The sequence below is a fragment of the Pseudofrankia sp. DC12 genome, assembly GCF_000966285.1.
Taxonomy (GTDB): domain Bacteria; phylum Actinomycetota; class Actinomycetes; order Frankiales; family Frankiaceae; genus Pseudofrankia.
In genome coordinates this window covers 6,129,158-6,149,806 of the sequence record NZ_KQ031391.1, presented here as the reverse complement: position 1 = coordinate 6,149,806, position 20,649 = coordinate 6,129,158, and the positions used below count along the sequence as shown (strand labels likewise).

The following is a 20,649-nucleotide window of genomic DNA, read 5'->3' as shown; positions in this document are numbered from 1 at the left end:
TCGTCATCGCGTGCCCGCTGTCATCGCAGGAAGGCCGCGGCCACGCCCGAGTCGACCGGGAGGTGGACGCCCGTCGTGCGGGTCAGGTCGCCGCCGACCAGGGCGAAGACCGCCGCGGCGACGTGCTCGGGCAGCACCTCGCGGCCCAGCAGCGTGCGCTTCGCGTAGAAGGCGCCGAGGTCGGACTCCTCGACGCCGTACACGGCCGCCCGCTTCGCGCCCCAGCCGCCCGCGAAGATGCCCGACCCGCGGACCACGCCGTCGGGGTTGATCCCGTTGACGCGGATCCCGTGTCTGCCGAGCTCCGCGGCGAGCAGCCGCACCTGGTGGGCCTGGTCGGCCTTCGCCGAGCCGTAGGCGACGTTGTCCGGGCCGGCGAAGACGCTGTTCTTGCTGGCGATGTAGACGAGGTCACCGCCCAGGCCCTGCTCGACCATCAGCCTGGCGGCCTCGCGGGCGACGAGGAAGCTGCCCTTGGCCATGACGTCGTGCTGCAGGTCCCAGTCGCGTTCGGACGTCTCCAGCAGCGGCTTCGAGATCGACAGGCCGGCGTTGTTGACGACGAGGTCGACGCCGCCGAAGGCGAGCGCGGCCTCGACGAACGCAGCCGCGACCGCGCCGGGCACGGAGACGTCCGCGCTGACCCCGATGGCCCGGTCGGGGCCGCCGAGCTCGGTGGCGACGGCGGCCGCCTTCTCCTGGTCCAGGTCGGCGACGACGACGCAGGCGCCCTCGTCCGCGAGCCGCAGCGCGATCGCGCGCCCGATACCGCTAGCGGCACCGGTGACCAGCGCGACCCGGGTCGCCAGCGGCTTCGGCGCCGGCATCCGGCGCAGCTTGGCCTCCTCCAGCGCCCAGTACTCGATGCGGAACTTCTCCGCCTCGTCGATCGGGGCGTACGTCGAGACGGCCTCGGCGCCGCGCATCACGTTGATGGCGTTGACGTAGAACTCGCCGGCGACCCTGGCGGTCTGCTTGTCGCGGCCGAAGCTGAACATGCCGACGCCGGGGACCAGGACGATCGCCGGGTCGGCGCCGCGCATCGCCGGCGAGTCCGGGTTCGCGTGACGCTCGTAGTAGGCCCGGTAGTCCTCCCGGTAGGCGGCGTGCAGCTCGCGCAGCCGGGCGGTGACCTCGTCCAGCGGCGCGGCCGGGGGCAGGTCCAGGACCAGCGGTCGGACCTTGGTGCGCAGGAAGTGGTCGGGGCACGACGTCCCCAGCGCGGCGAGGCGCGGGTGCTCGGCCCCGGCGAGGAAGTCCAGGACGACGGGCGCGTCGGTGAAGTGGCCGACCTGCGGGTTGTCCGTCGAGGCCAGGCCGCGCACCAGCGGGGCGAGCGCGGCGGCGCGGGCCCGGCGCTCGTCCGGGGCCAGCGGCGCGAAGGCCGCGAGGGCCGGGCCGAACGGCTCGGCCTTCCCGCGTTCGGCCAGGAACGCCTCGGCGGTACGGATGATCTCCAGCGAGTGCGCCTCGCAGCTTTCGCTGGTGTCGCCCCAGGCGGTGATGCCGTGGCCGCCCAGGATGCAGCCGATCGCCTGCGGGTTGGCCTCCTTCACCGCCGCGATGTCCAGCCCAAGCTGGAAGCCGGGCCGGCGCCACGGCACCCAGACGACGCGGTTGCCGAAGCACTCCTTGGTCAGCGCCTCGCCGTCGGCCGCGGTCGCCAGCGCGATCCCGGAGTCGGGGTGCAGGTGGTCGACGTGGCTGGCCTCGACCAGGCCGTGCATGGCGGTGTCGATCGACGGCGCGGCGCCGCCGAGGCCGTGGCGGCAGAAGTCGAACGCGGCGACCATCTCGTCCTCGTGCTCGACGCCCCGGTAGACGCCGGGCAGGGCGCGCAGCCGGTCCAGGCGCAGGACGGCCAGGCCCGCCTCGGTGAGGGTGCCGAGGTCCCCGCCGGAGCCCTTGACCCACAGCACGTCGATCGGCTGGTCGGTCACCGGGTCGGTCAGGGCGCCCTTGGCCGACGTGTTGCCGCCGGCGTAGTTGGTGTTGCGGGGGTCCCAGCCGAGCCGGTGGGACCGAGCGACGAGCTCGGCGGGCGTCTCGGCGGCTGGCGTCTCGGCGTTCATGCGCCCCACCCGGCCTGCTGCCCGCCGGTCCGGTCGGCGACGATCCGCTCGGCGTAGCCGGAGCGGGCGTAGGCGCCCATCGGATCGGGATCGAGCCCCTGGGATCGCCGCAGGTCGGCGAGCAGCGGCCGGACGTCGGTGTTGTAGGCGTCCATCAGGACGGCGTTCGCGCCGAGGATGTCACCGGCGCGCTGCGCGGCGGCGAGCGCGTCGACGTCGACGAGCAGGGCCTTCGCCGTCGCCTCCTGGACGTTCATCACCGAGCGGATCTGCCCGGGGATCTTGGGCTCGATGTTGTGGCACTGGTCGAGCATGAAGGTGATCTCCGAGCTTTCGGCCAGGCCGCCGGCGGCGGCCACCTCGAACAGGATGCGGAACAGCTGGAACGGGTCGGCCGCGCCGACGATGAGGTCGTCGTCGGCGTAGAACCGGGAGTTGAAGTCGAACGCGCCGAGCTTCCCGGCCCGCTGCAGGACCGCGACGATGAACTCGATGTTGGTGCCCGGCGCGTGGTGGCCGGTGTCGACGCAGACCTTGGCCCGCTCGCCGAGGGTGAGGCAGTGCGCGTAGGCGGTGCCCCAGTCCGGCACGTCCATCGTGTAGAAGGCCGGCTCGAACAGCTTGTACTCCAGGATCAGCCGCTGCTCGGCGCCGAGCCGGGCGTAGACGGCGGCGAGCGCCTCGGCGAGCCGGTCCTGGCGGGCCCGGATGTCGTCCTGGCCGGGGTAGTTGGTGCCGTCGGAGAACCAGAGCTTCAGGTCCCGCGAACCGGTCTGGTCCATGACGTCGACGCAGGCGAGCAGGTGGTCGAGGGCCTTGCGGCGCACCCGGGGGTCCGGGTTGGTGACGCTGCCGAGCTTGTAGTCGTCGTCCTGGAAGACGTTCGCGTTGATGGTCCCGAGCCGGATGCCCGCGTCGGCGGCGGCGTGGCCGAGCTTGGCCCAGTCGTCGACGGAGTCCCACGGGATGTGCAGGGCGACGCTCGGCGCGACGCCGGTGAAGGCGTGCACCTGGCCGGCGTCGGCGACCTTCTCGAACGGGTCGCGCGGGACGCCCGGCTGGGCGAAGACCTTGAACCTCGTCCCCGAGTTGCCGAAGGCCCAGGACGGCAGCTCGATCCGCTGCTGCGCCAGGGCCGTCGTGACGGCCTTTCGATCGACCATTGCGGACCTGCTCTCCAGACTTGAAGTGACGTGTGACGCGCGGAGGCCGTGGCCAGGGGGCTCAGCCCGGCCCGGCCTCCACGGCGTCGATCCCGAGCAGGTCCGCGGCCGCCCGCAGCCGTGCGCCGGGACGGCCGGCGCACTGCGCCCAGTGGTGCGAGATACCGGTGCGCTCCAGGTGTCCGTCCGCCCCCCGGTTCCCGGCCGGAGCCGGCCCGGGAGCTGGTGCTGCCGGTCTGGAGCAGTGGGTCGGACGCGCCTCAATGAAACCTTTCACGTTCGGAGTGCCCAGAAGCTAACCGGACGGCCGCAACAGGGTCAAGGGGCAAGTTGCCGGATCGTTACGGCACGACGGTCAAGGCACCACAACCGGGTTCTTGACCCGCTGGCCCAGCTCGGTGGCGTAACGTCGCCGTCGATCAGACGCCTCGACGGGCTCGCAACCGGACGTCAGCGTTGATACGGTTCAATCGGTTCGCGGAGGGAGGGACATGGCCGACTCAGTCAGCGTCGTCGATGTCGCCCGCCGCGCCGGGGTGTCCGTCGGCACCGTCTCGAACGTCCTCAACCGCCCGGACCGGGTGTCCCCGCCGACGCGCGGACGGGTGCTCGCCGCCATCGAGGAACTCGGGTTCGTCCGCAACGAGGCGGCCCGCCAGCTGCGGGCCGGCCGCGGCCGGACCATCGGGCTGATCGTGCTGGACGTACGCAACCCATTCTTCACCGACCTCGCCGCGGGCGTCGAGGCAGCCGCGGCGGACGAGGGCCTGTCCGTCGTCCTGTGCGACAGCGGCGACGACCCGCGCCGCGAGGAACGCTACCTGAGCCTGCTGCAGGAGCAGCGCGCGTACGGGATCCTGATCACGCCGGTGTCGCAGGACCACAGCCGCATCGGGGAGATCCGTCAGCATGGCACGCCGGTCGTGCTCGTCGACCGCGCTGCCAGCGGACGGCAGTGCTCGGTCTCGGTCAACGACCCGGTCGGCGGGGAGCTCGCGGCCGCGCACCTGCTGGCGCTGGGGCATCGCCGGATCGCCTTCATCGGCGGCCCGCTCACGACCCGCCAGGTCGCCGACCGGCTCGCCGGGGCGCGCCACGCCGTCGCGGCGGCCGGCCTGGGCGAGGAGACGCTGACGCTGGTCGAGACGTCCGCGCTCAACGTGGCGGCCGGGCGGCAGGCCGGCGAGCGGGTCGCCGAGATGGCGGCGCCCGGCCGGCCGACCGCGGTCTTCTGCGCCAACGACCTGATCGCCCTGGGTGTGCTGCAGGAGATGACCCGGCGGCGGCTGAAGATCCCCGAGGACCTCGCCATCGTCGGCTACGACAACATCGACTTCGCCGCGGCCGCCGCGGTCCCGCTGACCTCGGTGGCGCAGCCGCGGGCGCAGCTGGGCCAGGCGGCGGCCGAGCTGCTGATCGACGAGGTCGCCCATCGCACCCACCGGCACCGCCAGGTCGTCTTCGAACCGGACCTGGTCGTGCGAGAGTCCACCCAGCCCTGACCCGGCCCGGGCGTTCGATCATTGCCGCACGACGCGGGAGGCCCCATGCGGATAGCACTGTTCGTGAGCTGCCTGGTCGACGGCCTGTACCCGCAGGTCGGCCAGGCCACCGTGCGCCTGCTGCGCCGGCTCGGCCAGGACGTCGAGGTGCCGGAGTCGCAGACCTGCTGCGGGCAGATGCACGTCAACACCGGCTACCCTCGCGAGGCGCTGCCGCTGGTGCGCAACCACGTCGACACGTTCGCCGGGTACGACGCGGTCGTGGTGCCGAGCGGCTCGTGCACCGGCGCGGTCCGCCACCAGCACGCGGACGTCGCCCGCCGGTTCGGCGACGAGGCGCTCGCCGAGCGGGCCGAACAGGTCGCGGCGCACACCTACGAGCTGTCCGAGCTGCTCGTCGACGTGCTCGGGGTCACCGACGTCGGCGCGTCGTTCCCGCACCGCGTCACCTACCACCCGACCTGCCACTCGCTGCGCCTGCTCGGTGTCGGCGACCGGCCGCTGCGGCTGCTGCGGGCCGTGCGCGGCCTCGACCTGGTGGAGCTGCCCGCGGCCGAGCAGTGCTGCGGCTTCGGCGGGACGTTCGCGCTGAAGAACCCGGACGTCTCCACGGCCATGCTCGCCGACAAGATGGCCGGCATCCTGGCGACCCGGGCCGAGGTGGCGACGGCCGGCGACGCGTCCTGCCTGATGCACATCGGCGGCGGGCTGTCCCGGCTGCGCAGCGGCGTGCGGACGCTGCATCTCGCCGAGATCCTGGCCTCGACCGAACAGGACGCGCCGGCGCCGGCGGCCACCACGACGGGGGCGCACCGATGACCTTCCTCGGGCTGCCGACCGCACCGGCCGGCGTCGGGCACCTGACCGGAGCCCAGACCTTCCCGGCCGCGGCGCGGACGGCCGTCGCGGACACCCAGCTGCGGCGCAACCTCGGCAACGCCACGTCGACGATCCGGGCCAAGCGGGCGTCGGTCGTCGCCGAGCTGCCCGACTGGGCCGAGCTGCGCGCCGCCGGTGCCGCGATCAAGGACGACGTGCTCGCCCACCTCGACCGCTACCTGCTCCAGCTGGAGGAGCGGGTCACCGCGGCGGGCGGGCAGGTGCACTGGGCCCGCGACGCCGTCGAGGCGAACCGCATCGTCACCGACCTGGTCCTGGCGACCGGGGTGGACGAGGTCGTGAAGGTCAAGTCGATGGCGACGCAGGAGATCGGCCTGAACGAGGCGCTGGCCGCGGCCGGCGTCGCCGCGATCGAGACCGACCTCGCCGAGCTGATCGTCCAGCTCAGCGACGACCGGCCCAGCCACATCCTGGTGCCCGCAATCCACCGCAACCGGGCCGAGATCCGGGAGATCTTCCTGTGCGACATGCCGGGCGTCGACAGGGACCTGACCGACGACCCGGCCGCTCTGGCCGCGGCGGCCCGCACGCACCTGCGGCGCAAGCTGCTCACGGCGAGCGTTGCCGTCAGCGGCGCGAACTTCGCCGTCGCCGAGACCGGGACGCTCGCGGTCGTCGAGTCCGAGGGCAACGGCCGGATGTGCCTGACCGTCCCGCGCACCCTCATCACGGTCATGGGCGTCGAGAAGGTCGTGCCGACCTGGCGTGACCTGGAGGTCTTCCTGCAGCTGCTGCCCCGATCGTCGACCGGCGAGCGGATGAACCCGTACACGTCGATGTGGACCGGGGCGACCGAGGGGCAGCGGTTCCATCTGGTGCTGCTCGACAACGGCCGGACCGCGACACTGGCCGACCCGCGCGGCCGGGCGGCGCTGCGCTGCATCCGCTGCTCGGCGTGCCTGAACGTCTGCCCGGTCTACGAGCGGTCCGGCGGCCACGCCTACGGGTCGGTCTACCCGGGGCCGATCGGCGCGGTGCTCTCGCCGCAGCTCACCGGGATGGACGGCGGCGGGATCAACGCGAGCCTGCCCTACGCGTCGACGCTGTGCGGCGCGTGCCTCGACGCGTGCCCGGTCGCGATCGACATCCCGTCGATGCTGGTCCACCTGCGCTCCCGCGCCGTCGACGCCAAACGGGCCGCGCACCGGCTCCCGTCGGCGGAGCGCGCGGTCATGACCGCCGCCGCCTGGACGATGAGCGACCCGGCCCGCTGGACGCGGGCGCTGCGCGCCGGCCGGCTCGGCCGGCTGCTGCGCGGGCGGCGGGCGCTGCCGCCCCCGCTGTCGGCCTGGGCCGGTGCCCGCGACGTCCCTGTCCCTCCAGCGGAGACGTTCCGCGACTGGTGGGCCCGCGAAGGGAACACGACCCCATGAGCGCGGCCCGAGACGAGGTGCTGGCCCGCATCCGGTCCGCGCTGGCCCAGGACGGGCGCGCCGGGCCGGGAACGGGTCCGGTTCCGCGCGGCTACCGGCAGGGCCGGGCCGGTGCGCTCGGCGACCTCGACCTGTTCGCGCGCCGCGTCCTCGACTACCGCGCGGCCGTGGCCTTCGTGGCGCCCGGCGAGGTCCCGGAACGGATCGCCGCGCGGCTGGCGGAGAACCGCATCCGCCAGCTGGTCGCGCCGGCTGGCATCCCGGCCGGCTGGGTCGCCGGGCTCACCGTGCCGGTGCTCGGCGACGACCCGCCGCTGTCGGTCGACGACCTGGACGCCGCGGACGGCACCCTGACCACCTGCGCCGTCGCGATCGCCGAGACCGGCACGATCGTCCTGGACGCCGGGCCCGGCCAGGGGCGGCGCGCGCTCACCCTGATCCCGGACTACCACCTGGTCGTCGTGCGGGCCGACCAGGTGGTGGCGACGGTTCCGGACGCCGTGGCCCTGCTCGCCGAGGCGGGGCCGGCCCGGCCCCTCACCTGGATCAGTGGGCCCAGCGCCACCAGCGACATCGAGCTTCGCCGGGTCGAAGGGGTCCACGGTCCGCGCACGCTCGACGTACTCGTCGTGCGCGCGGCCGCCGCGTAGCCGAACGGGCTCGGATCCCGGCCGAGTACTTCGAGCTGGAGTGGGCTGACCTGGATCGGCTCCGGCGTGACGCCGATGACGGTGAGCTCGCCGTCGTGGCGCAGGCCGTCGGTGGTGGCCGCGAGCAGCCGGATCGCCTGCGACCCCACGCCACCGGTGTAACAGACGACAACTCGCAGGCCCATGTCGCTCCTCTCGCCGCGTCACGTGCCGGTGAGCCCGCTCGTCGCGCCGACGACGGCGAGGGAACCCAGCGCGACGGCGGCGATCAGCGGCCACGGCACGCTCAGGACGGTGAGCCCGATCATGTCGCGGACGGCGGTCACGAGGCTGAGGACCGTCGCGCCGGCGGTCAGGCCGCCGAGGAACAGGCCGATCCCGACGATGGCCGCCGCCTCCCACAGCACCGTCCGCACCACCTGGCCGCGGGTCAGGCCGGACACCCGCGCCGTCGCGAACTCCTCGCGCCGGTCGGCGGCCGCGGCGACCACCGTGTAGACCATCGCGACCACCGCGTAGACCATGGCGAGCCCCAGCAGCGCCACCATGATCTCGACGTTGGCCCGCTGCTGGTCGGCCGCGTCGCGGCGGATCCGCCCGGCCGCGGTGTCGACCGCCCCGCCGGTGCCGAGGCCGGCGCCGCGCAGCCGGTCCGCGACGGCGGGACGGGTCGGCGCCGGGCGTCACCCGGAGGGTGTAGCGCCTCGGGTCCGTGGGCTCGGCGCCCAGGCCGGCGGGCAGCAGGAACTCCGGGCCGGCGAGCGTGGCCGGCAGCCGGGCCACGACACGCAGGCTCCTGGTCTGGCCGGCGAACCGGGTCCGCAGCACAGTGCCGACCCGCCAGTGCGACCCCAGCAAGGCGACCGTGTCGCCGCGAAGGCCCGCGAGGCCGCCAGTTGGCTCGAGATCTCTCGATCATAGGGATTGCCTATGACCATCCCCGGCAGCCGGCCGCTACCGGGGGTTCGGTGACCGGCCGAGGCTGGGTTCATGACCACCGTCCCCGTCCAGGCAGGCCGGATCGCGCGGCTCACCCCCACTGTGTCCGCCGCCTTCGCCGGGTCGGCCGGGCTGGCGTTCGCCACCGGGGCCGGGCTCGCCGCGACCGCCGTCGGCGCGGCCTGCCCGGTGATCGGCGCACCGGTCGTCGCGGTGGTGGGGGGCGCCCTGCTCAGCCCGGTCGCGCGGCGCTGGCGGGGCGTGCTGCGACCGGGCCTCGACACCGCCCGGGTCCGGCTGCTGCGGGCATCCGTCGTGCTGCTGGGCACCCAGCTCTCCCTGCGCGAGGTGGCCGACGCCGGGGTGGCCTCGCTGCCGGTCATGCTGGCCACTCTCGCCGCCTGCCTGGCCGGCGCGGCGCTGTTCGGCCGATGGCTGCGGGTGGGCCGCGACCTGCGCGTCCTCATCGGGGTCGGCACCGCCATCTGCGGCGCGTCGGCGATCGCGGCGACGAGCCCGACGATCAGGGCCAAGGACGCCGACGTCACCTACGCCGTCTCGACGATCTTCCTGTTCAACGTGGCCGCGGTGCTGGTCTTCCCGCCGCTCGGGCACGCGCTCGGCCTGAGCCCGGGCGGGTTCGGCCTGTTCGCCGGGACGGCGGTCAACGACCTGTCCTCGGTGGTGGCCGCGGCCGGTGCCTACGGGCCGGCCGCCGTCCAGCAGGCGGTCGTGGTCAAGCTCGTCCGCACACTCATGATCATCCCCGTCGTGCTGGCGCTGGGCGCGCTCGTCCGCGGCCGCGCGGCCGGGCCGGACCCGGCCGCCGAGCCGCGCCGCCAGCTGGCCGCGGCGCGCCGGGCCGTCCGGCTGGTCCCCGGTTTCCTCGTCGCGTTCGTGCTGGTGGCGGCGGCCAACTCGGCCGGGCTGCTCCCCGCCGCCAGCCACGAGCTCTCGCGGCGGTGCGCGATGATCCTGATCGCCGTCGCCCTCGCGGCGATCGGTCTCGGCACGGACGTCGCGGCGCTGCGGCGCACCGGCCCGCGGCCGCTGCTGCTCGGCCTGCTGCTGTCGGTGACCGTGAGCGCGACCAGCCTCGCCGTCGCCGGGGTGGTGTGACACGCTGTCGGACGATGCCGCTGCCGAGCTGGGCCACCGACCTGGCGACGCTCGACCTTCTGCTGTCCGTCGCCGAGACCGGCAGCGTCGGCGCCGCCGCCCGGGCGCACGGCATCAGCCAGCCCAGCGCGAGCGAGCGGCTGGCCCGGCTGGAAAGGCTGCTCGGCGTGCCGCTGCTGGTCCGGACCCGGCGCGGCAGCACGCTGACCCCGACCGGTGAGGCCGTCGTCGCCTGGGTCCACCCGGTCGTCGACGCGGCCCAGGCGCTGGCCGACGGGGTGCTCTCGCTGCGGGCCGACCAGCGGGCCCGGCTGCGGCTCACGGCCAGCCTGACGGTGGCCGAGTACCTGCTGCCACGGTGGCTGCTGGTGCTGCGGCGCGGTCACGCCGATCTTGAGATCTCAGCCAGCGTCGCCAACAGCGCGGACGTCTGCGCGGCGGTCCGGACCGGCCGGGCCGATCTCGGTTTCGTCGAGTCGCCCGACGTTCCGGCCGACCTCGGCCGGCGGGTCGTCGGCACGGACGGCCTCGCGCTCGTCGTCGCCGCCCGCTACCCCCTGGCCGCGCGGGCCGAACGTGGCCTGCGCGCCAGCGACCTCGTCGAGGTACCCCTGCTGCTGCGCGAATCCGGCTCCGGCACCCGCGAGACGTTCCTGCGCGCGCTGGCCGGCGCGCTCGGTCGCACCCCGTCTATCCCCCGCGCGACCAGCCTGGGCTCGACGGCGACGATCCTGGCCACGGTCCGAGCGGGCGGCGGCGTGGGCGTCGTCAGCGCCCGGGCGGCGGCGGCCGGCCTGGCCACCGGCGAGCTGGTTCGCCTCCGGGTCGCCGAGCTGGCCCTGGTCCGGCCGCTGCACGCGGTCTGGTCCGGCCGCGCGCCGACTCCCCTGGCAGCCGAGCTGATCGACCTCGCGATCAGGCTACCGACCTCGGACTAGGGAGCGCCTGAGTCGGTCGAGGCGGGCCATAACCCATTGCCGTGATCATCTGTGGCCGTGAGGCTGACCGTCAGGTACCAGGAGTTCCTCGACGACATCGAACGCCCGAAGGCGATCCCTCCCCAGGTCATTGATGGAGCTTCTCGCCGCGCGCCAGCATGGCGACGTACTTCTCGATCCGGCGTGCCCTGGTCTCCGCCTTCTTGACGTTCTGGATGCGGTACAGGACGGCGTAACGGTTCCGTCCGTCCAGCGTCTCGAAGAAGGCCGCGGCGGCAGGGCTGGCCGCCAACGCGGCGGCAAGGTCGTCCGGCACCTGGGCCGTCCTGGCGCCGTCGTAGGCCGCCTGCCACCGGCCGTCCGCCTTGGCCTGCTCGACCTCGGCCAGGCCCGCCGGACGCATCCGGCCCTGGCCCAGGAGGGCCGCCACCCGATCACAGTTGATCTTCGACCATCTGCTGTTCCGCTTGCGCGGGGTGAACCTCTGCAGCCACCACTCGTCGTCGAACGCGCCCTTCTGCCCGTCGATCCAGCCAAAGCAGAGCGCCACGTCGAGGGCCTGGTCATAGTCCAGAGCGACGATGCCCGGCCCCTTCTTCCGAATCTTCAGCCAGATGCCCGCGCAGTCCGCGTGCCGTTCACTCAGCCAGGCCTCGAACGCTCCGGCCGTGTCAAAGGTGACGATCTCTCGGCTATCGGCCACCTCTGAAAGCCAACCACACAGCCCCAGGGAAGCCGGCCCAACGACGGGTAACCCTGGAAGCATGGGTAGCCCGCGCGCGCGCCTTGCCGCCGGTTCCGCCCACTCCCTTCGCTCCCGCGAGGCCTCGACACCCGAGCTGGCATCCTGGTCGTTCCCAGTCGGGCTGACATCCAGGTCACATCGGTCGTAGCCGGGCAGATCGGCGCCCGGATCCGTCCGCAGAGGCCTGCGGGGTCAGGCCCTACGCCCCCCGGCTCCGGCCGGGCGCCCCAGCGGCGTACGCGTGGCTCAGGGCCGGAAGCTGGCCCGATATTCCGTGGGAGTACGCCCGGTGAGGTCCCGGAACGCGGCGTTGAAGGCCGACAGCGAGACATAGCCTGCCGCGTACGCGATCGTGGTTACCGGTGTGTCGCCCGCGGCGAGCTGCTCGATAGCGCGTAGTACCCGCATGCGGCGCAGGACCGCCTGCCAGGTCATGCCCGTCTCCGCCTCGAACCGCCGAGCCAGCGACCGCGGGGTCAGGCCTACCTCGGCTGCCACATCCTCGAAGCGGACCTCCTCACCGAGCCGCTGTTCGGTCAGCCGCAACGCTTGGCGCAGCTCGGGTGATCGCCCCGCCGGGACGACGACCGGACTCGGCTGTTCGGCCAGCCGCCAGGTCACCGCGGCGAGGGCGGCGAACAACGCCTCGCCGTAGGCCGGGAGGGGATCCTCGCTCTCGCCCCACGCACCGCATTCGGCCACCAGTGCCCGCGCCAACGGGCTGAGGTCGAACACCGTCAGCGGCGCCGGCGGAGCCGGTGCGAACGCGGTGTCGAACAGCACCGACGCGGTGGTGACCGGCGCCGGGATGCTCACCCGGATCGGCCGCTTCGCCTCGATCAACGCGGCGCGGGCCGGCGGCAACAGCCACGCCCGGCCCGCGGCCTCCAGCCGGAGGGAACCAGCGGAGGCGCAGAGCAGGTAGTGACGGTCGACGCAGAGCTCCCGCTCCGGCCCTGGCGCGAACGTCCGGACGAAGCTGAACGCCTTTCGGGTCATCGAGGGGCTCGCACCGTCCGATCGTAGGAACCAGGCCCGCCGCGCCGGTCAGGCGACCGTCTCCAGCAGCTCGGCCTCGAACCGTCGGCTCACCGGCGCCTCGGTCATCATCGGCCGAAGCACCGCGCCAGAACGGGCGAACGCGTCCGAACCCAGGTAGCCGACGAACGACGCCTGGTCGTCCCACTCGTGCACGACGGTGATCCGACGGTCGTCGTCGCGCGCGGCATAGACCCGGAAGGCGACATTGCCCGGCATGGCGCGGATCTCCGCCCGCTCCGCGTCGAGCTGGGCGAGCGCCGCCGGCCGGTCGGCCGCGGCCGTACTGAAGTCAAGGATGGCGATGAGCACTGGAGGCCTCCTGGGTCAGGGCGGTGACCGCCACGGGGGTGATGCACCAATCCTCAGACCCCTCCGACCCAGCGGCCACGCTCAGCCGGACACGTTCACGCTCTCATCGGACAGGCCCGCCAGGCGGCTACGTCGTGAGGATCGCGATGACGAGGAGCTCGACCACGGCGACGATCAGCAGTACCCAGGCCAGATCAGCGCCCCGCGCCCCGGGGCCGTCGACTGGCGCCGCGAGGTCCTCCTTGTCGGGCACAACGCGGTCGGCGACACGCTCGGCGGCCTGCGCGGCAGCCTGCTCGGCGACTTCGGCTCGCCGCACCGCCGCGTCGTGATCCGCCTGGAGGCGGCGGATCCGCTCGTCGGCCGCCGCGAGCCGCGCCGCGCTCTCCCCACGGGCCCGCAGGGCCGAGAGCCGCTCGGGCTCCCGGCCGGCGCGGTCCTCCCGGAGCCGGGCGCTCTCCGCCTCCAGCTGAGCCATCTGCGACTCGGGCCGGGGCGCGCTCAGCAACGTGGTGCACCAGTCGGCGATGCTCCGCGTGCTGGTCGGGTCGATCGGGTGGAGCCGGCCCAGCCTCTCGGTGAACGGGTGGCCATCGGATGTGTCGGCCGGCGACGGCCCGGTCGAGCTCGGATCGGGCTGGGTGGTGGCGGCCAGCTCGGCGAGATACTTCGCCGCGAGCAGCTCCCCCGCCCGGGCGAAGACCGCCGGATCCGGGCTCCACCCGTCACCGAGCCGGACGACGAGCGGATCGCGGCCGACCGGGCGGACCGAGGGCGCGGCGCAGAACACGAACCGGGGCACCGGGCGCGCCGGGGCGCCCGGCAGCGGCCAGTCCAGCGCGGCGACGAACGTCGGCTCGCCCGCGACGGGCCGCAGCGCCGGATGGCGCAGGAGGCCGAACAGGCACCATCCCAGGGCCTCACGGTCGGCCTCGGCGTCGGTCTCGACGCCGGGGGCAGCCCACAGCCGCCGGTCCCGGTCCCCCGCCGACCCGTATCGCAGCGCGGCGGCGACCAGCCGCGCCAGCATCGTCTGGTCGACGGCACCGCCGCGCCGCGCGAGCCGCCACGCGGGCAGCGCGAGCTCGTCGAGCGCCTTGACCGTGATCGGCTCCTTACGGTCGCGGCCGTCCGGATCGTCGGGGATTCTCGCCAGGGTCTCGAACGCGGCGGCGAAGGAGGCCTCCGGCCGCTCACCGCCCTGACCGCGCGCACCTGCCAGCGGCTGGTCCCCGCCCGACCCAGGGCCGGCACTTTTCAGAACGGCACCGTGCGAACTGCCCGGCGACAGGCGCAGCGCCAGCTCGGCGGTGAGATCCTCGGCGTTCCCGACCAGCAGGTACCCCCGCGCGTCCAGCCGCGGGTCGCCGCCGATCTGGCCGCGGACGGCGACAAGAGCCAGGCCCTCGTCGACGAGCCGGCACACGCTCGCCTCGGCGCCGCTGCCCACCGGGCTGGCGTACGCGCCGAACCACCGGTCGCAGTCCGCCAGCGAGGGCCCGCTCAGCGACGACCCCACCGGCCCGAACCCCAGCACGTCTGGCTGGCCAGCCGCTCTGGCCCAGACCGGTCCGTAGGCGATGTAGTGGACGAGACCCGGGGTCCCCAGTCGATGGACGCCCGGAGTAGCGGCCCCGGTGGACGCCGGCATTCCGGGCTACCCGCGAGGGTCGAGCGCGAGGATGCGGGCCAGCCGCCGAGAGACCGGTGGCCGCTCGGCCGGCCAGTCCCGGGAGGCGGTTTTCACGCGGCTCGCGGCCGCCTTGTCTCGGCGCATTCGTCGCGTCCTACCCAACGGCGTAGAAGGGCCAGCAAACGCCACTATCAGGCGTCCCTATTCAACCGGACCGGTAATGGGCCAGTCCATAGGCGTTCCACGGGCGCGTCGGGTCGTGGCGGGCCGGCGGGCTCAGCGGATCGGCCTGACTGGGGAATGCTGGCCCGGTGGTCCCGCCTCTCGCCGCCGTCTCATGACGAGCGCGCCGCGCCGTCCCCCGGTTCCCGCGCCCGTCGGCCCGAGCCGGTTCGCCGCGGCGTTCGGCGTGGCCCGGCCGCGGGGGCGGCTGCGGATGGCGGTCGTCAGCGCGGTCGCCTTCGCGGTCCCGCTGACGGTGGGCGAGCTGGCCGGACGGCCGCAGGACGGGCTGCTCGCGACGTTCGGCGCGTTCACCGCGGCCTACTTCCCCGACGCGGCGCTGGAGTTCCGGGCGCGGGCGCTGCCGCTGATCGGGGCCGGTCTGGCCGGGGCCGCCGCGACCGGCGTCGCGGTGGCGGGAGCGAGCTGGACGATCGCGGTGGGCATCTCGGCGCTGGCGGCCGTCGCGACGCTGCTCGTGCGCGCGTTCGACGTGCCCCCGCCCGGCGCGTACCCGTTCGTCATCAGCTGTGCCGTCGCCACCCAGCTCCCGGAGGAGATCGAGCGGGTCGGGGAGCGGGTGGCGCTCACACTGGCCGGCGCCGCGTTCGCCTGGCTGCTGGTGATGGCCGCGTCGTTCCCGGACCGGCACGCGCCGGCGCGGCGGGCGGCCGTGGCGGCGCTGACCGGCCTCGCCGACCTGCTGGACGCGATCGGCACGCCCGCCTATGACACCGCTCGGCACGACGCCGCGCAGGCGGTGCGGCACCTCAGGATGGTGCTGCGGGAAAGCCCTGGGCAGGCCCGGAGCAGGCAGGCGCTGTCGGTGGTGGCGTTCGGGGCGCAGCGGGTGTTCGACGCGGCCGTCGGTCTGGTGACGGTCAGCCGCGAGCCCGTGCCGCCCGCCCTCCCGGAGGCGCTGCGGGAGCTCGCCGCCGGGATCCAGGTCGGGGCGGACCGCACACTCGCCGACCTGGCCCGTTCCGATCCCCCGGACGCGCCCGAGGTGGTCGTACAGGCACGGGAAGCGCTGCTGCTGGCCGTCGCGGGACTGACCGATCCCGGTTCCGACGAGCCGCGGGGTGCCCCGCTGCCCGCTATCCGGGCGGAGTGGGGCCGGCGGCTCGACCGGGACTCGCTGGCCTGGCCGCTGGCGGCCCGGGCCGGCCTGGCCGGGCTCGTCGCGGCGGCGCTGGCCATCGCGGCCGGGGTGGAGCATCCCTACTGGGCCCCGGCCGCCGCCGCGACGGTGGTGCAGGGAACGACCGTCCGGTCCGCCGGCCGGCGGTCACTGCAGCGGGCCGCCGGGACCGCCCTCGGGGCGCTGGTCGCGCTGGGCATCCTCAGCGTGCGGCTGCCGGCCTGGTGGCTCATCGCCATGGTCGTCGTGCTGGAGGGCGGCGCCCAGATGCTGATGGCGGCGAACTACGGGCTGGCGACCGTCCTCGTCACCCCGCTCGCCCTGATCCTGGTCGAGTTCGCCCGGCCGGGCACGCCGACGTCGGACCTGGTCGCGCCGCGGCTGCTGGACACGCTGCTGGGCTGTGTCGTCGGCCTGGCCGTCGTCGTGTCGGCGTGGCCGCACGCCGCCGAACGCAGGCTGCCGCGGGCCCTCGCGGACTCCCTGCGCGCGACCGGTGACCTGCTTGTCCTGCGGCTGGCCGCGGACGGGGTGGGCCCAGGTCCCGAGGCGGGGGCCGCGGCGGCCCGTGAACGGCTGGAGATGGCGCTCGTCCGGATGACCGCGCTGCATGCCGACGCCGAGGACGAGCAGCTGCGCGAGCCGCGGACGGCGGACCTGGTGTGGCCCGCGGTCGTCGCGGCCCGCCGGCTCGGGTACCTGGTGCTGGCCGGCCCGGCTGGCCTGCGCGGGCCGGCGCCGGCCGGGCCGGACCGGGTCGGTGCCGCGTTCCAGGCCGGCGCGGAGACGGTGACAGGCGGCCCGCGGCCAACCGAGGACCTGGTCGGCGTGCTGCCCGCCTTCGCGCCGTTGCGCACCGAGTTCGCCGCGTTCGTCGACGCGGTGCGGGCCGCCCAGGCGGCGGGAGCGCTGCCGCCGTCCGGCCGGCGGTCCCGGCGTGCCTGAGGCTCAGGCGGTGGGCCGGCCCGTCTTCTCGGCGCCCATCCCCGAGTAGCCGATGGAGTAGCCGCCGTCCACCGGCATCAACAGGCCCGTGGTGTAGGAGGCCTCGTCGCTCGCCGGGAACAGCGCGGCCGCGGCGACCTCGTCCGACAGCCCCCAGCGGTCCATCGGGATCCCCGGCAGGCCGCGTCCGTGGCGATCCCGGCCGGCGCCGAGGCGAGGGCGCGCCCTCATGGGCCGCCTGCCGGATTCCGGGCCCGAACCCGCGAGAAGGTGTTGTGTGGACATCGGGAGGGCTTGGGAGGGCCTAGACATGGGGAACACCAGCGTCGCGACGGTGCTGGACGCCGCGCTCGCCGCAAGCCCGGACGCCCCCGCGCTCGAGGCCGCCTCGGGCGTCTGGAGCTACGCCGAGCTCGACGAGCAGGCGCGCCGCGCGGCCGGCGCGCTGTGGTCGCTGGGGGTGCGCCCCGGTGACCGGGTGGCCGCCTGCCTGCCCAACGACCTGGACATCGTCGCCGCCTTCCACGGCGCGCAGCGGATCGGGGCCGTCTGGGCTGGCATCGGCGAGGCGCTCGCTGCCGGCGAGCAGCAGGAGCTGTTCGATCTGTGCGCCCCGACGGTCGTGTTGGCCGGGCCGCGCTGCCAGCTGACCGTGCCGGGCCGCGTCGACGCCGACCAGTGGGCCGCGCTGCTCGCCCGCGCCGAGACCGCGCCGCGGATGGCGACCGACGTCGACGCACCGGCCGGTATCGCGTTCACCAGCGGCACGTCCGGACGCCCCAAGGCCGTCGTCCACAGCCAGCGGAACCTGCTCCTGCCAGGCGCCGTTATCGTCGCCACCCGCGGCTGGGGCCCCGGCCTGCGCAAGGGCGACAGCTTCCCGCTGACGATCCTGAACCTGATGATCCTCTCGACCCTGCTCACCGCGCAGGCCGGCGGCTGCGCCGTCGTGATGAACCGGCGCGACGTCGACGGCATCGCCGAGTGGATCTCCACGCGGCGGGTGACGGTCTGGAACGGCGCCCCGGCGCAGCTGCACGACCTGGCCGGCCGCCCCCATCTCGACCTCGGCTCGCTGGCCGAGGCGTGGAGCGGCGGCGGCGACACGTCCGACGCGCTGCGCCAGGCCTTCGCGGCCGCGCACGGCCTGGTCCCCCGCGCGACCTACGGCCTCACCGAGGCGCCGACGGTGGTGTCGATCGACCCGCCGGGTGACGAGTGGCGCCCGGGCAGCAGCGGGCGCGTGCTGCCCCAGTACGACGTGGCGGCCTACGACGACGCGGGCCGGCGCCTGCCGGCCGGCGAGACCGGGGAGCTGCGCCTGAGCGGGGCTGCCCGAGGTGTCTGGACCGGAGCGTGGCGGCCACTGCTCGGCTACTGGGACGACGGAGCCGTGCGTGCACCCGAACTCGGGCCGGTCCCGACCGGCGACGTCGGCGCCGTCGACGCCGACGGGTGGCTGCGGGTACTGGACCGCAAGAAGCTGGTGATCATCCGTGGCGGGGCGAACGTCTACCCGCTGGAGGTGGAGCGGGTCATCGGCGGGCACCCGGGAGTCGCCCGGGTCGCCGTCTGCGGCGTACCCGACGAGCGGCTCGGCCAGCGGGTGGCCGCCGTGGTCGAGCGCGCCGGGCCACGGCTCGACGTCGCCGAGCTCGACGCGCTGTGCCGGCGCGGCCTCGCGGGCTACAAGGTGCCGGAGTTCTGGTCCGTCGTCGACACCCTCCCGGTCAACGCGATGGGAAAGGTCTCCCGCGTAGGCCTCACCGACCTCGTAGACCAACACCGGCTGCCCAGCCCCTGACCGCCGAGTCGGCCCCGGCCAAGTGATCGCCGTTTTGGCCCTCAGCTGGTTGCGCGGAGGCCCGGTTCGCGACCAGTCGAGGGCCAAACTCGCGATCATGTTCGGGTCGGAGGCGGTCACGGGTCTCAAACCTGCGAGGCCCGTCTGCTCGCACTGTCGCCGCCGCCTGGGTCCGTCACGATCTCGGGCCGTAGGGTGAGCACCGAGGAGGTGGGGTGCGTGGACAGCGGTGCTCAGCCGGTGCCATTCCTGCGTCGGGTTCACATCCGGGGTTTCCGTTCGGTCCGGGACGCCGAGGTCACGTTCGGCCCACTCACGGTGCTCCTCGGGTTGAACGGCGCAGGCAAGAGCAACCTGCTGGACGGGGTCCGGTTCGTCCGGGACGCGCTGGCCAGCACGCCAGGCCACGCCGTCGTCGACCGCCAAGGCCCCGCCGTAGTGCTCCACCGGGGCGAATCCCCGGCCGGCCCCCGACGGCTGAGCCTCGAGCTCGATCTCGATGTGCGGGCGCCACGGACGCCGGGCGAGCCTGAGCCCGAGGGCTTGTCGGCCTCCTACGCCTTCCAGCTACGTCTGGACGAGGGCGCCGCGACCGGGACCGTCATCGAGCACGAACGGTGCACGGTCACCAGCACAGAGACTGGCGTATCCACTGGCTATCAGGTGCACGACGGCCGGGTCGTCGAGGGCCCAGACCACCTCATGGGCCCGATCACCGATGCCACCACGCTGTTCCTGCCCGCCGCCGCCCGGTGGCCGCCGTTCGCCCCCGTCCACACCGCGCTGCGCGGGATGGCCTTCCAGACGCTCGACACCGCGGCGATGCGGCCAGCACGCCTGCTCCTGCGCAGCGGACAACCGGTCCTCGATCCAGCGGGTGAGCGGATCGCCGAGGTCCTCGACCGGCTCACCAGCCGTTACCCGCTGGCAAAACGACGCGTCGACGACTACCTCGGCGCGATATTGCCCGGCGCCCTCGGGATCGATGCCCTCACGGTCGACGACTACCAGACCCTGCGGCTGCGTATGGCCGACCCCGACGCCGAGCACGGCATGCGATCCTTCTCCGCCGCCGCGATGTCGGACGGAACGCTCGCGGCCGCAGGGCTACTCACGGCGCTCTTCCAACCAGCCACCTGGACCGGAGCCGTGCCCCTCGTCGCCGTCGAGGACCCTGAGCTGGGTCTGCACGCCGCCGCAATCGGCGCGCTGTTCGACGCGCTCATCGAAGCCAGTGATCACGTGCAGGTCATCGTCGCCACGCAGAGCGCCGACCTCCTCGACCGCGAGGATTTCCCCCTCGACGCCACCCGCATCGTCACCGCCGACAAAGGCGCAACCATCGTGACCATGGTTGACGACACCATCCGCCAGGTCGTCCACCGCCGCCTGGCCTCACTAGGTGAGCTGCAACGCTCCAACCAGCTCACGCCTTGGCCCGACGGGACTGACCCCGGCCGGACTCCATGACCACAGCAGGCCCGGAGATCGCTACCGTCGTCGAGGGCGAAGGCGAAGTCGCCGCCCTTCCCATTCTGCTACGCCGGCTCGCCCACCACCTTGGGCATTGGACGGCGCGGTTCCCGAAACCCCACCGCCACCATCGCGGCAAACTTCTCAGCCCCGGCGGCCTTGAACGCGTCATAGACCAGGTCACGCTTCTCAACCCGTTTGCGACCGGCATCCTTGTACTCCTCGACGCCGACGACGACTGTCCCGCCGCTCTCGCTCCCAGCCTCCTCACCCGCGCCCGACAAGCACGCCCCGACCGACGCGTCGCTGTCGTGCTCCCGAACCGCGAGTTCGAGGCCTGGTTCCTCGCGGCCGCCCCGTCACTCGCCGGAGTCCGGGGTCTACCAGCCGATCTCAAGGCCCACCCCGACCCGGAGAGCCCTCGCGACTGCAAAGGCTGGCTGACCCACCAACGCACCGACGGCCACAGCTATCGCCCGACCGTCGACCAGTCGGCGCTCGCGAGCGAGTTCGACCTCGAGACGGCCCGCCAGCATGCCCCGTCCTTCGACAAGTTCTGCCGAGACGTCGAGAGCCTCCTCACTGGTTCTGAGCGGCTCTAGGACCAGCCCGGCCATGATCGGTTATGTCCTCCTAGGCACTCCCCCGGCCGGGACGTTCTCCGGACGGGTCGCGCACCC

Annotated in this window: 18 protein-coding genes; 10 read left to right on the top strand and 8 right to left on the bottom strand. The window is 74.1% G+C overall.

Annotated features, from left to right (window positions below):
• Positions 1-20: 20 nt before the first annotated feature.
• Together FRADC12_RS24810 and rhaI are read right to left on the bottom strand one after the other, a co-directional pair.
• A complete protein-coding gene (locus FRADC12_RS24810; protein ID WP_045880182.1) occupies positions 21-2,072 on the bottom strand; it encodes a bifunctional rhamnulose-1-phosphate aldolase/short-chain dehydrogenase in 2,052 nt (683 codons plus the stop codon).
• A complete protein-coding gene (gene rhaI, locus FRADC12_RS24805) occupies positions 2,069-3,235 on the bottom strand; it encodes an L-rhamnose isomerase (protein ID WP_045878437.1) in 1,167 nt (388 codons plus the stop codon). The genes FRADC12_RS24810 and rhaI overlap by 4 nt, the downstream gene beginning before the upstream one ends.
• A gap of 491 nt (positions 3,236-3,726) precedes the next feature.
• On the opposite strand from rhaI, the gene FRADC12_RS24800 reads away from it, so the two are divergent.
• Genes FRADC12_RS24800 through FRADC12_RS24785 form a run of 4 tightly spaced genes read left to right on the top strand, consistent with a single transcriptional unit; the run spans position 3,727 to position 7,660 of the window.
• Positions 3,727-4,737 (top strand): LacI family DNA-binding transcriptional regulator, encoded by a 1,011-nt coding sequence (locus FRADC12_RS24800; RefSeq protein ID WP_045878436.1) that lies wholly within the window; start codon positions 3,727-3,729, stop codon positions 4,735-4,737.
• 45 nt (positions 4,738-4,782) lie between these two features.
• Positions 4,783-5,556, top strand: a complete 774-nt coding sequence (locus tag FRADC12_RS24795) for a (Fe-S)-binding protein (RefSeq protein WP_045878435.1) — start codon at positions 4,783-4,785, stop codon at positions 5,554-5,556.
• Positions 5,553-7,010, top strand: coding sequence for a lactate utilization protein B (locus FRADC12_RS24790; protein ID WP_045878434.1), 1,458 nt, complete (start codon positions 5,553-5,555; stop codon positions 7,008-7,010). The genes FRADC12_RS24795 and FRADC12_RS24790 overlap by 4 nt, the downstream gene beginning before the upstream one ends.
• Positions 7,007-7,660, top strand: coding sequence for a LutC/YkgG family protein (locus FRADC12_RS24785; protein WP_045878433.1), 654 nt, complete (start codon positions 7,007-7,009; stop codon positions 7,658-7,660). Before FRADC12_RS24790 ends, FRADC12_RS24785 begins: the two co-directional genes overlap by 4 nt.
• Positions 7,661-7,863: 203 nt before the next feature.
• Here the strand turns inward: FRADC12_RS24785 and FRADC12_RS24780 are convergent, their stop codons facing one another.
• Complete coding sequence (locus tag FRADC12_RS24780) at positions 7,864-8,208, bottom strand: FtsX-like permease family protein (RefSeq protein ID WP_045878432.1); 345 nt, start codon at positions 8,206-8,208, stop codon at positions 7,864-7,866.
• A gap of 442 nt (positions 8,209-8,650) precedes the next feature.
• On the opposite strand from FRADC12_RS24780, the gene FRADC12_RS24770 reads away from it, so the two are divergent.
• Together FRADC12_RS24770 and FRADC12_RS24765 are read left to right on the top strand one after the other, a co-directional pair.
• Complete coding sequence (locus FRADC12_RS24770) at positions 8,651-9,718, top strand: YeiH family protein (protein ID WP_045878430.1); 1,068 nt, start codon at positions 8,651-8,653, stop codon at positions 9,716-9,718.
• Positions 9,719-9,732: 14 nt separating this feature from the next.
• Positions 9,733-10,656: a LysR family transcriptional regulator gene (locus tag FRADC12_RS24765; protein ID WP_045878429.1), complete on the top strand. Its 924-nt coding sequence runs from the start codon at positions 9,733-9,735 to the stop codon at positions 10,654-10,656.
• A 127-nt stretch (positions 10,657-10,783) separates the two neighbouring features.
• Here the strand turns inward: FRADC12_RS24765 and FRADC12_RS34085 are convergent, their stop codons facing one another.
• The 4 genes from FRADC12_RS34085 to FRADC12_RS24745 all read right to left on the bottom strand — a co-directional run bounded on the left by FRADC12_RS34085 (position 10,784) and on the right by FRADC12_RS24745 (position 14,402).
• On the bottom strand, positions 10,784-11,359 hold the full coding sequence (locus FRADC12_RS34085; RefSeq protein WP_198153032.1) for a YdeI/OmpD-associated family protein: 576 nt from the start codon (positions 11,357-11,359) through the stop codon (positions 10,784-10,786).
• A 288-nt stretch (positions 11,360-11,647) separates the two neighbouring features.
• Positions 11,648-12,400, bottom strand: coding sequence for a helix-turn-helix domain-containing protein (locus tag FRADC12_RS24755; RefSeq protein WP_045878428.1), 753 nt, complete (start codon positions 12,398-12,400; stop codon positions 11,648-11,650).
• 48 nt (positions 12,401-12,448) lie between these two features.
• Positions 12,449-12,751, bottom strand: a complete 303-nt coding sequence (locus FRADC12_RS24750) for a putative quinol monooxygenase (RefSeq protein WP_045878427.1) — start codon at positions 12,749-12,751, stop codon at positions 12,449-12,451.
• Positions 12,752-12,878: 127 nt separating this feature from the next.
• Positions 12,879-14,402 (bottom strand): hypothetical protein, encoded by a 1,524-nt coding sequence (locus FRADC12_RS24745; protein WP_157489021.1) that lies wholly within the window; start codon positions 14,400-14,402, stop codon positions 12,879-12,881.
• 319 nt (positions 14,403-14,721) lie between these two features.
• On the opposite strand from FRADC12_RS24745, the gene FRADC12_RS24740 reads away from it, so the two are divergent.
• Complete coding sequence (locus FRADC12_RS24740; RefSeq protein ID WP_045878425.1) at positions 14,722-16,692, top strand: FUSC family protein; 1,971 nt, start codon at positions 14,722-14,724, stop codon at positions 16,690-16,692.
• A gap of 3 nt (positions 16,693-16,695) precedes the next feature.
• Here FRADC12_RS24740 and FRADC12_RS30460 read toward each other — a convergent pair whose 3' ends face one another.
• A complete protein-coding gene (locus FRADC12_RS30460; RefSeq protein WP_502685285.1) occupies positions 16,696-16,857 on the bottom strand; it encodes an SDR family oxidoreductase in 162 nt (53 codons plus the stop codon).
• A gap of 145 nt (positions 16,858-17,002) precedes the next feature.
• On the opposite strand from FRADC12_RS30460, the gene FRADC12_RS24735 reads away from it, so the two are divergent.
• The 3 genes from FRADC12_RS24735 to FRADC12_RS24725 all read left to right on the top strand — a co-directional run bounded on the left by FRADC12_RS24735 (position 17,003) and on the right by FRADC12_RS24725 (position 20,571).
• Entirely contained in the window at positions 17,003-18,496 is a 1,494-nt protein-coding gene (locus tag FRADC12_RS24735) for a class I adenylate-forming enzyme family protein (protein ID WP_045878424.1), read from the top strand.
• Between the two features lie 219 nt (positions 18,497-18,715).
• Positions 18,716-19,966, top strand: a complete 1,251-nt coding sequence (locus FRADC12_RS24730) for an AAA family ATPase (RefSeq protein ID WP_198153031.1) — start codon at positions 18,716-18,718, stop codon at positions 19,964-19,966.
• Positions 19,963-20,571 (top strand): DUF4276 family protein, encoded by a 609-nt coding sequence (locus FRADC12_RS24725; RefSeq protein WP_045878422.1) that lies wholly within the window; start codon positions 19,963-19,965, stop codon positions 20,569-20,571. The genes FRADC12_RS24730 and FRADC12_RS24725 overlap by 4 nt, the downstream gene beginning before the upstream one ends.
• Positions 20,572-20,649 lie beyond the last annotated feature (78 nt).

Excerpts from the sequence above, each read along its gene's own strand:
- FRADC12_RS24810 (WP_045880182.1), bottom strand. The coding sequence starts at position 2,072 with ATGAACGCCGAGACGCCAGCCGCCGAGACGCCCGCCGAGCTCGTCGCT.
- rhaI (WP_045878437.1), bottom strand. The coding sequence starts at position 3,235 with ATGGTCGATCGAAAGGCCGTCACGACGGCCCTGGCGCAGCAGCGGATC.
- FRADC12_RS24800 (WP_045878436.1), top strand. The coding sequence starts at position 3,727 with ATGGCCGACTCAGTCAGCGTCGTCGATGTCGCCCGCCGCGCCGGGGTG.
- FRADC12_RS24795 (WP_045878435.1), top strand. The coding sequence starts at position 4,783 with ATGCGGATAGCACTGTTCGTGAGCTGCCTGGTCGACGGCCTGTACCCG.
- FRADC12_RS24790 (WP_045878434.1), top strand. The coding sequence starts at position 5,553 with ATGACCTTCCTCGGGCTGCCGACCGCACCGGCCGGCGTCGGGCACCTG.
- FRADC12_RS24785 (WP_045878433.1), top strand. The coding sequence starts at position 7,007 with ATGAGCGCGGCCCGAGACGAGGTGCTGGCCCGCATCCGGTCCGCGCTG.
- FRADC12_RS24780 (WP_045878432.1), bottom strand. The coding sequence starts at position 8,208 with ATGGTGGCGCTGCTGGGGCTCGCCATGGTCTACGCGGTGGTCGCGATG.
- FRADC12_RS24770 (WP_045878430.1), top strand. The coding sequence starts at position 8,651 with ATGACCACCGTCCCCGTCCAGGCAGGCCGGATCGCGCGGCTCACCCCC.
- FRADC12_RS24765 (WP_045878429.1), top strand. The coding sequence starts at position 9,733 with ATGCCGCTGCCGAGCTGGGCCACCGACCTGGCGACGCTCGACCTTCTG.
- FRADC12_RS24755 (WP_045878428.1), bottom strand. The coding sequence starts at position 12,400 with ATGACCCGAAAGGCGTTCAGCTTCGTCCGGACGTTCGCGCCAGGGCCG.
- FRADC12_RS24745 (WP_157489021.1), bottom strand. The coding sequence starts at position 14,402 with ATGCCGGCGTCCACCGGGGCCGCTACTCCGGGCGTCCATCGACTGGGG.
- FRADC12_RS24740 (WP_045878425.1), top strand. The coding sequence starts at position 14,722 with ATGACGAGCGCGCCGCGCCGTCCCCCGGTTCCCGCGCCCGTCGGCCCG.
- FRADC12_RS30460 (WP_502685285.1), bottom strand. The coding sequence starts at position 16,857 with ATGGACCGCTGGGGGCTGTCGGACGAGGTCGCCGCGGCCGCGCTGTTC.
- FRADC12_RS24735 (WP_045878424.1), top strand. The coding sequence starts at position 17,003 with ATGGGGAACACCAGCGTCGCGACGGTGCTGGACGCCGCGCTCGCCGCA.
- FRADC12_RS24725 (WP_045878422.1), top strand. The coding sequence starts at position 19,963 with ATGACCACAGCAGGCCCGGAGATCGCTACCGTCGTCGAGGGCGAAGGC.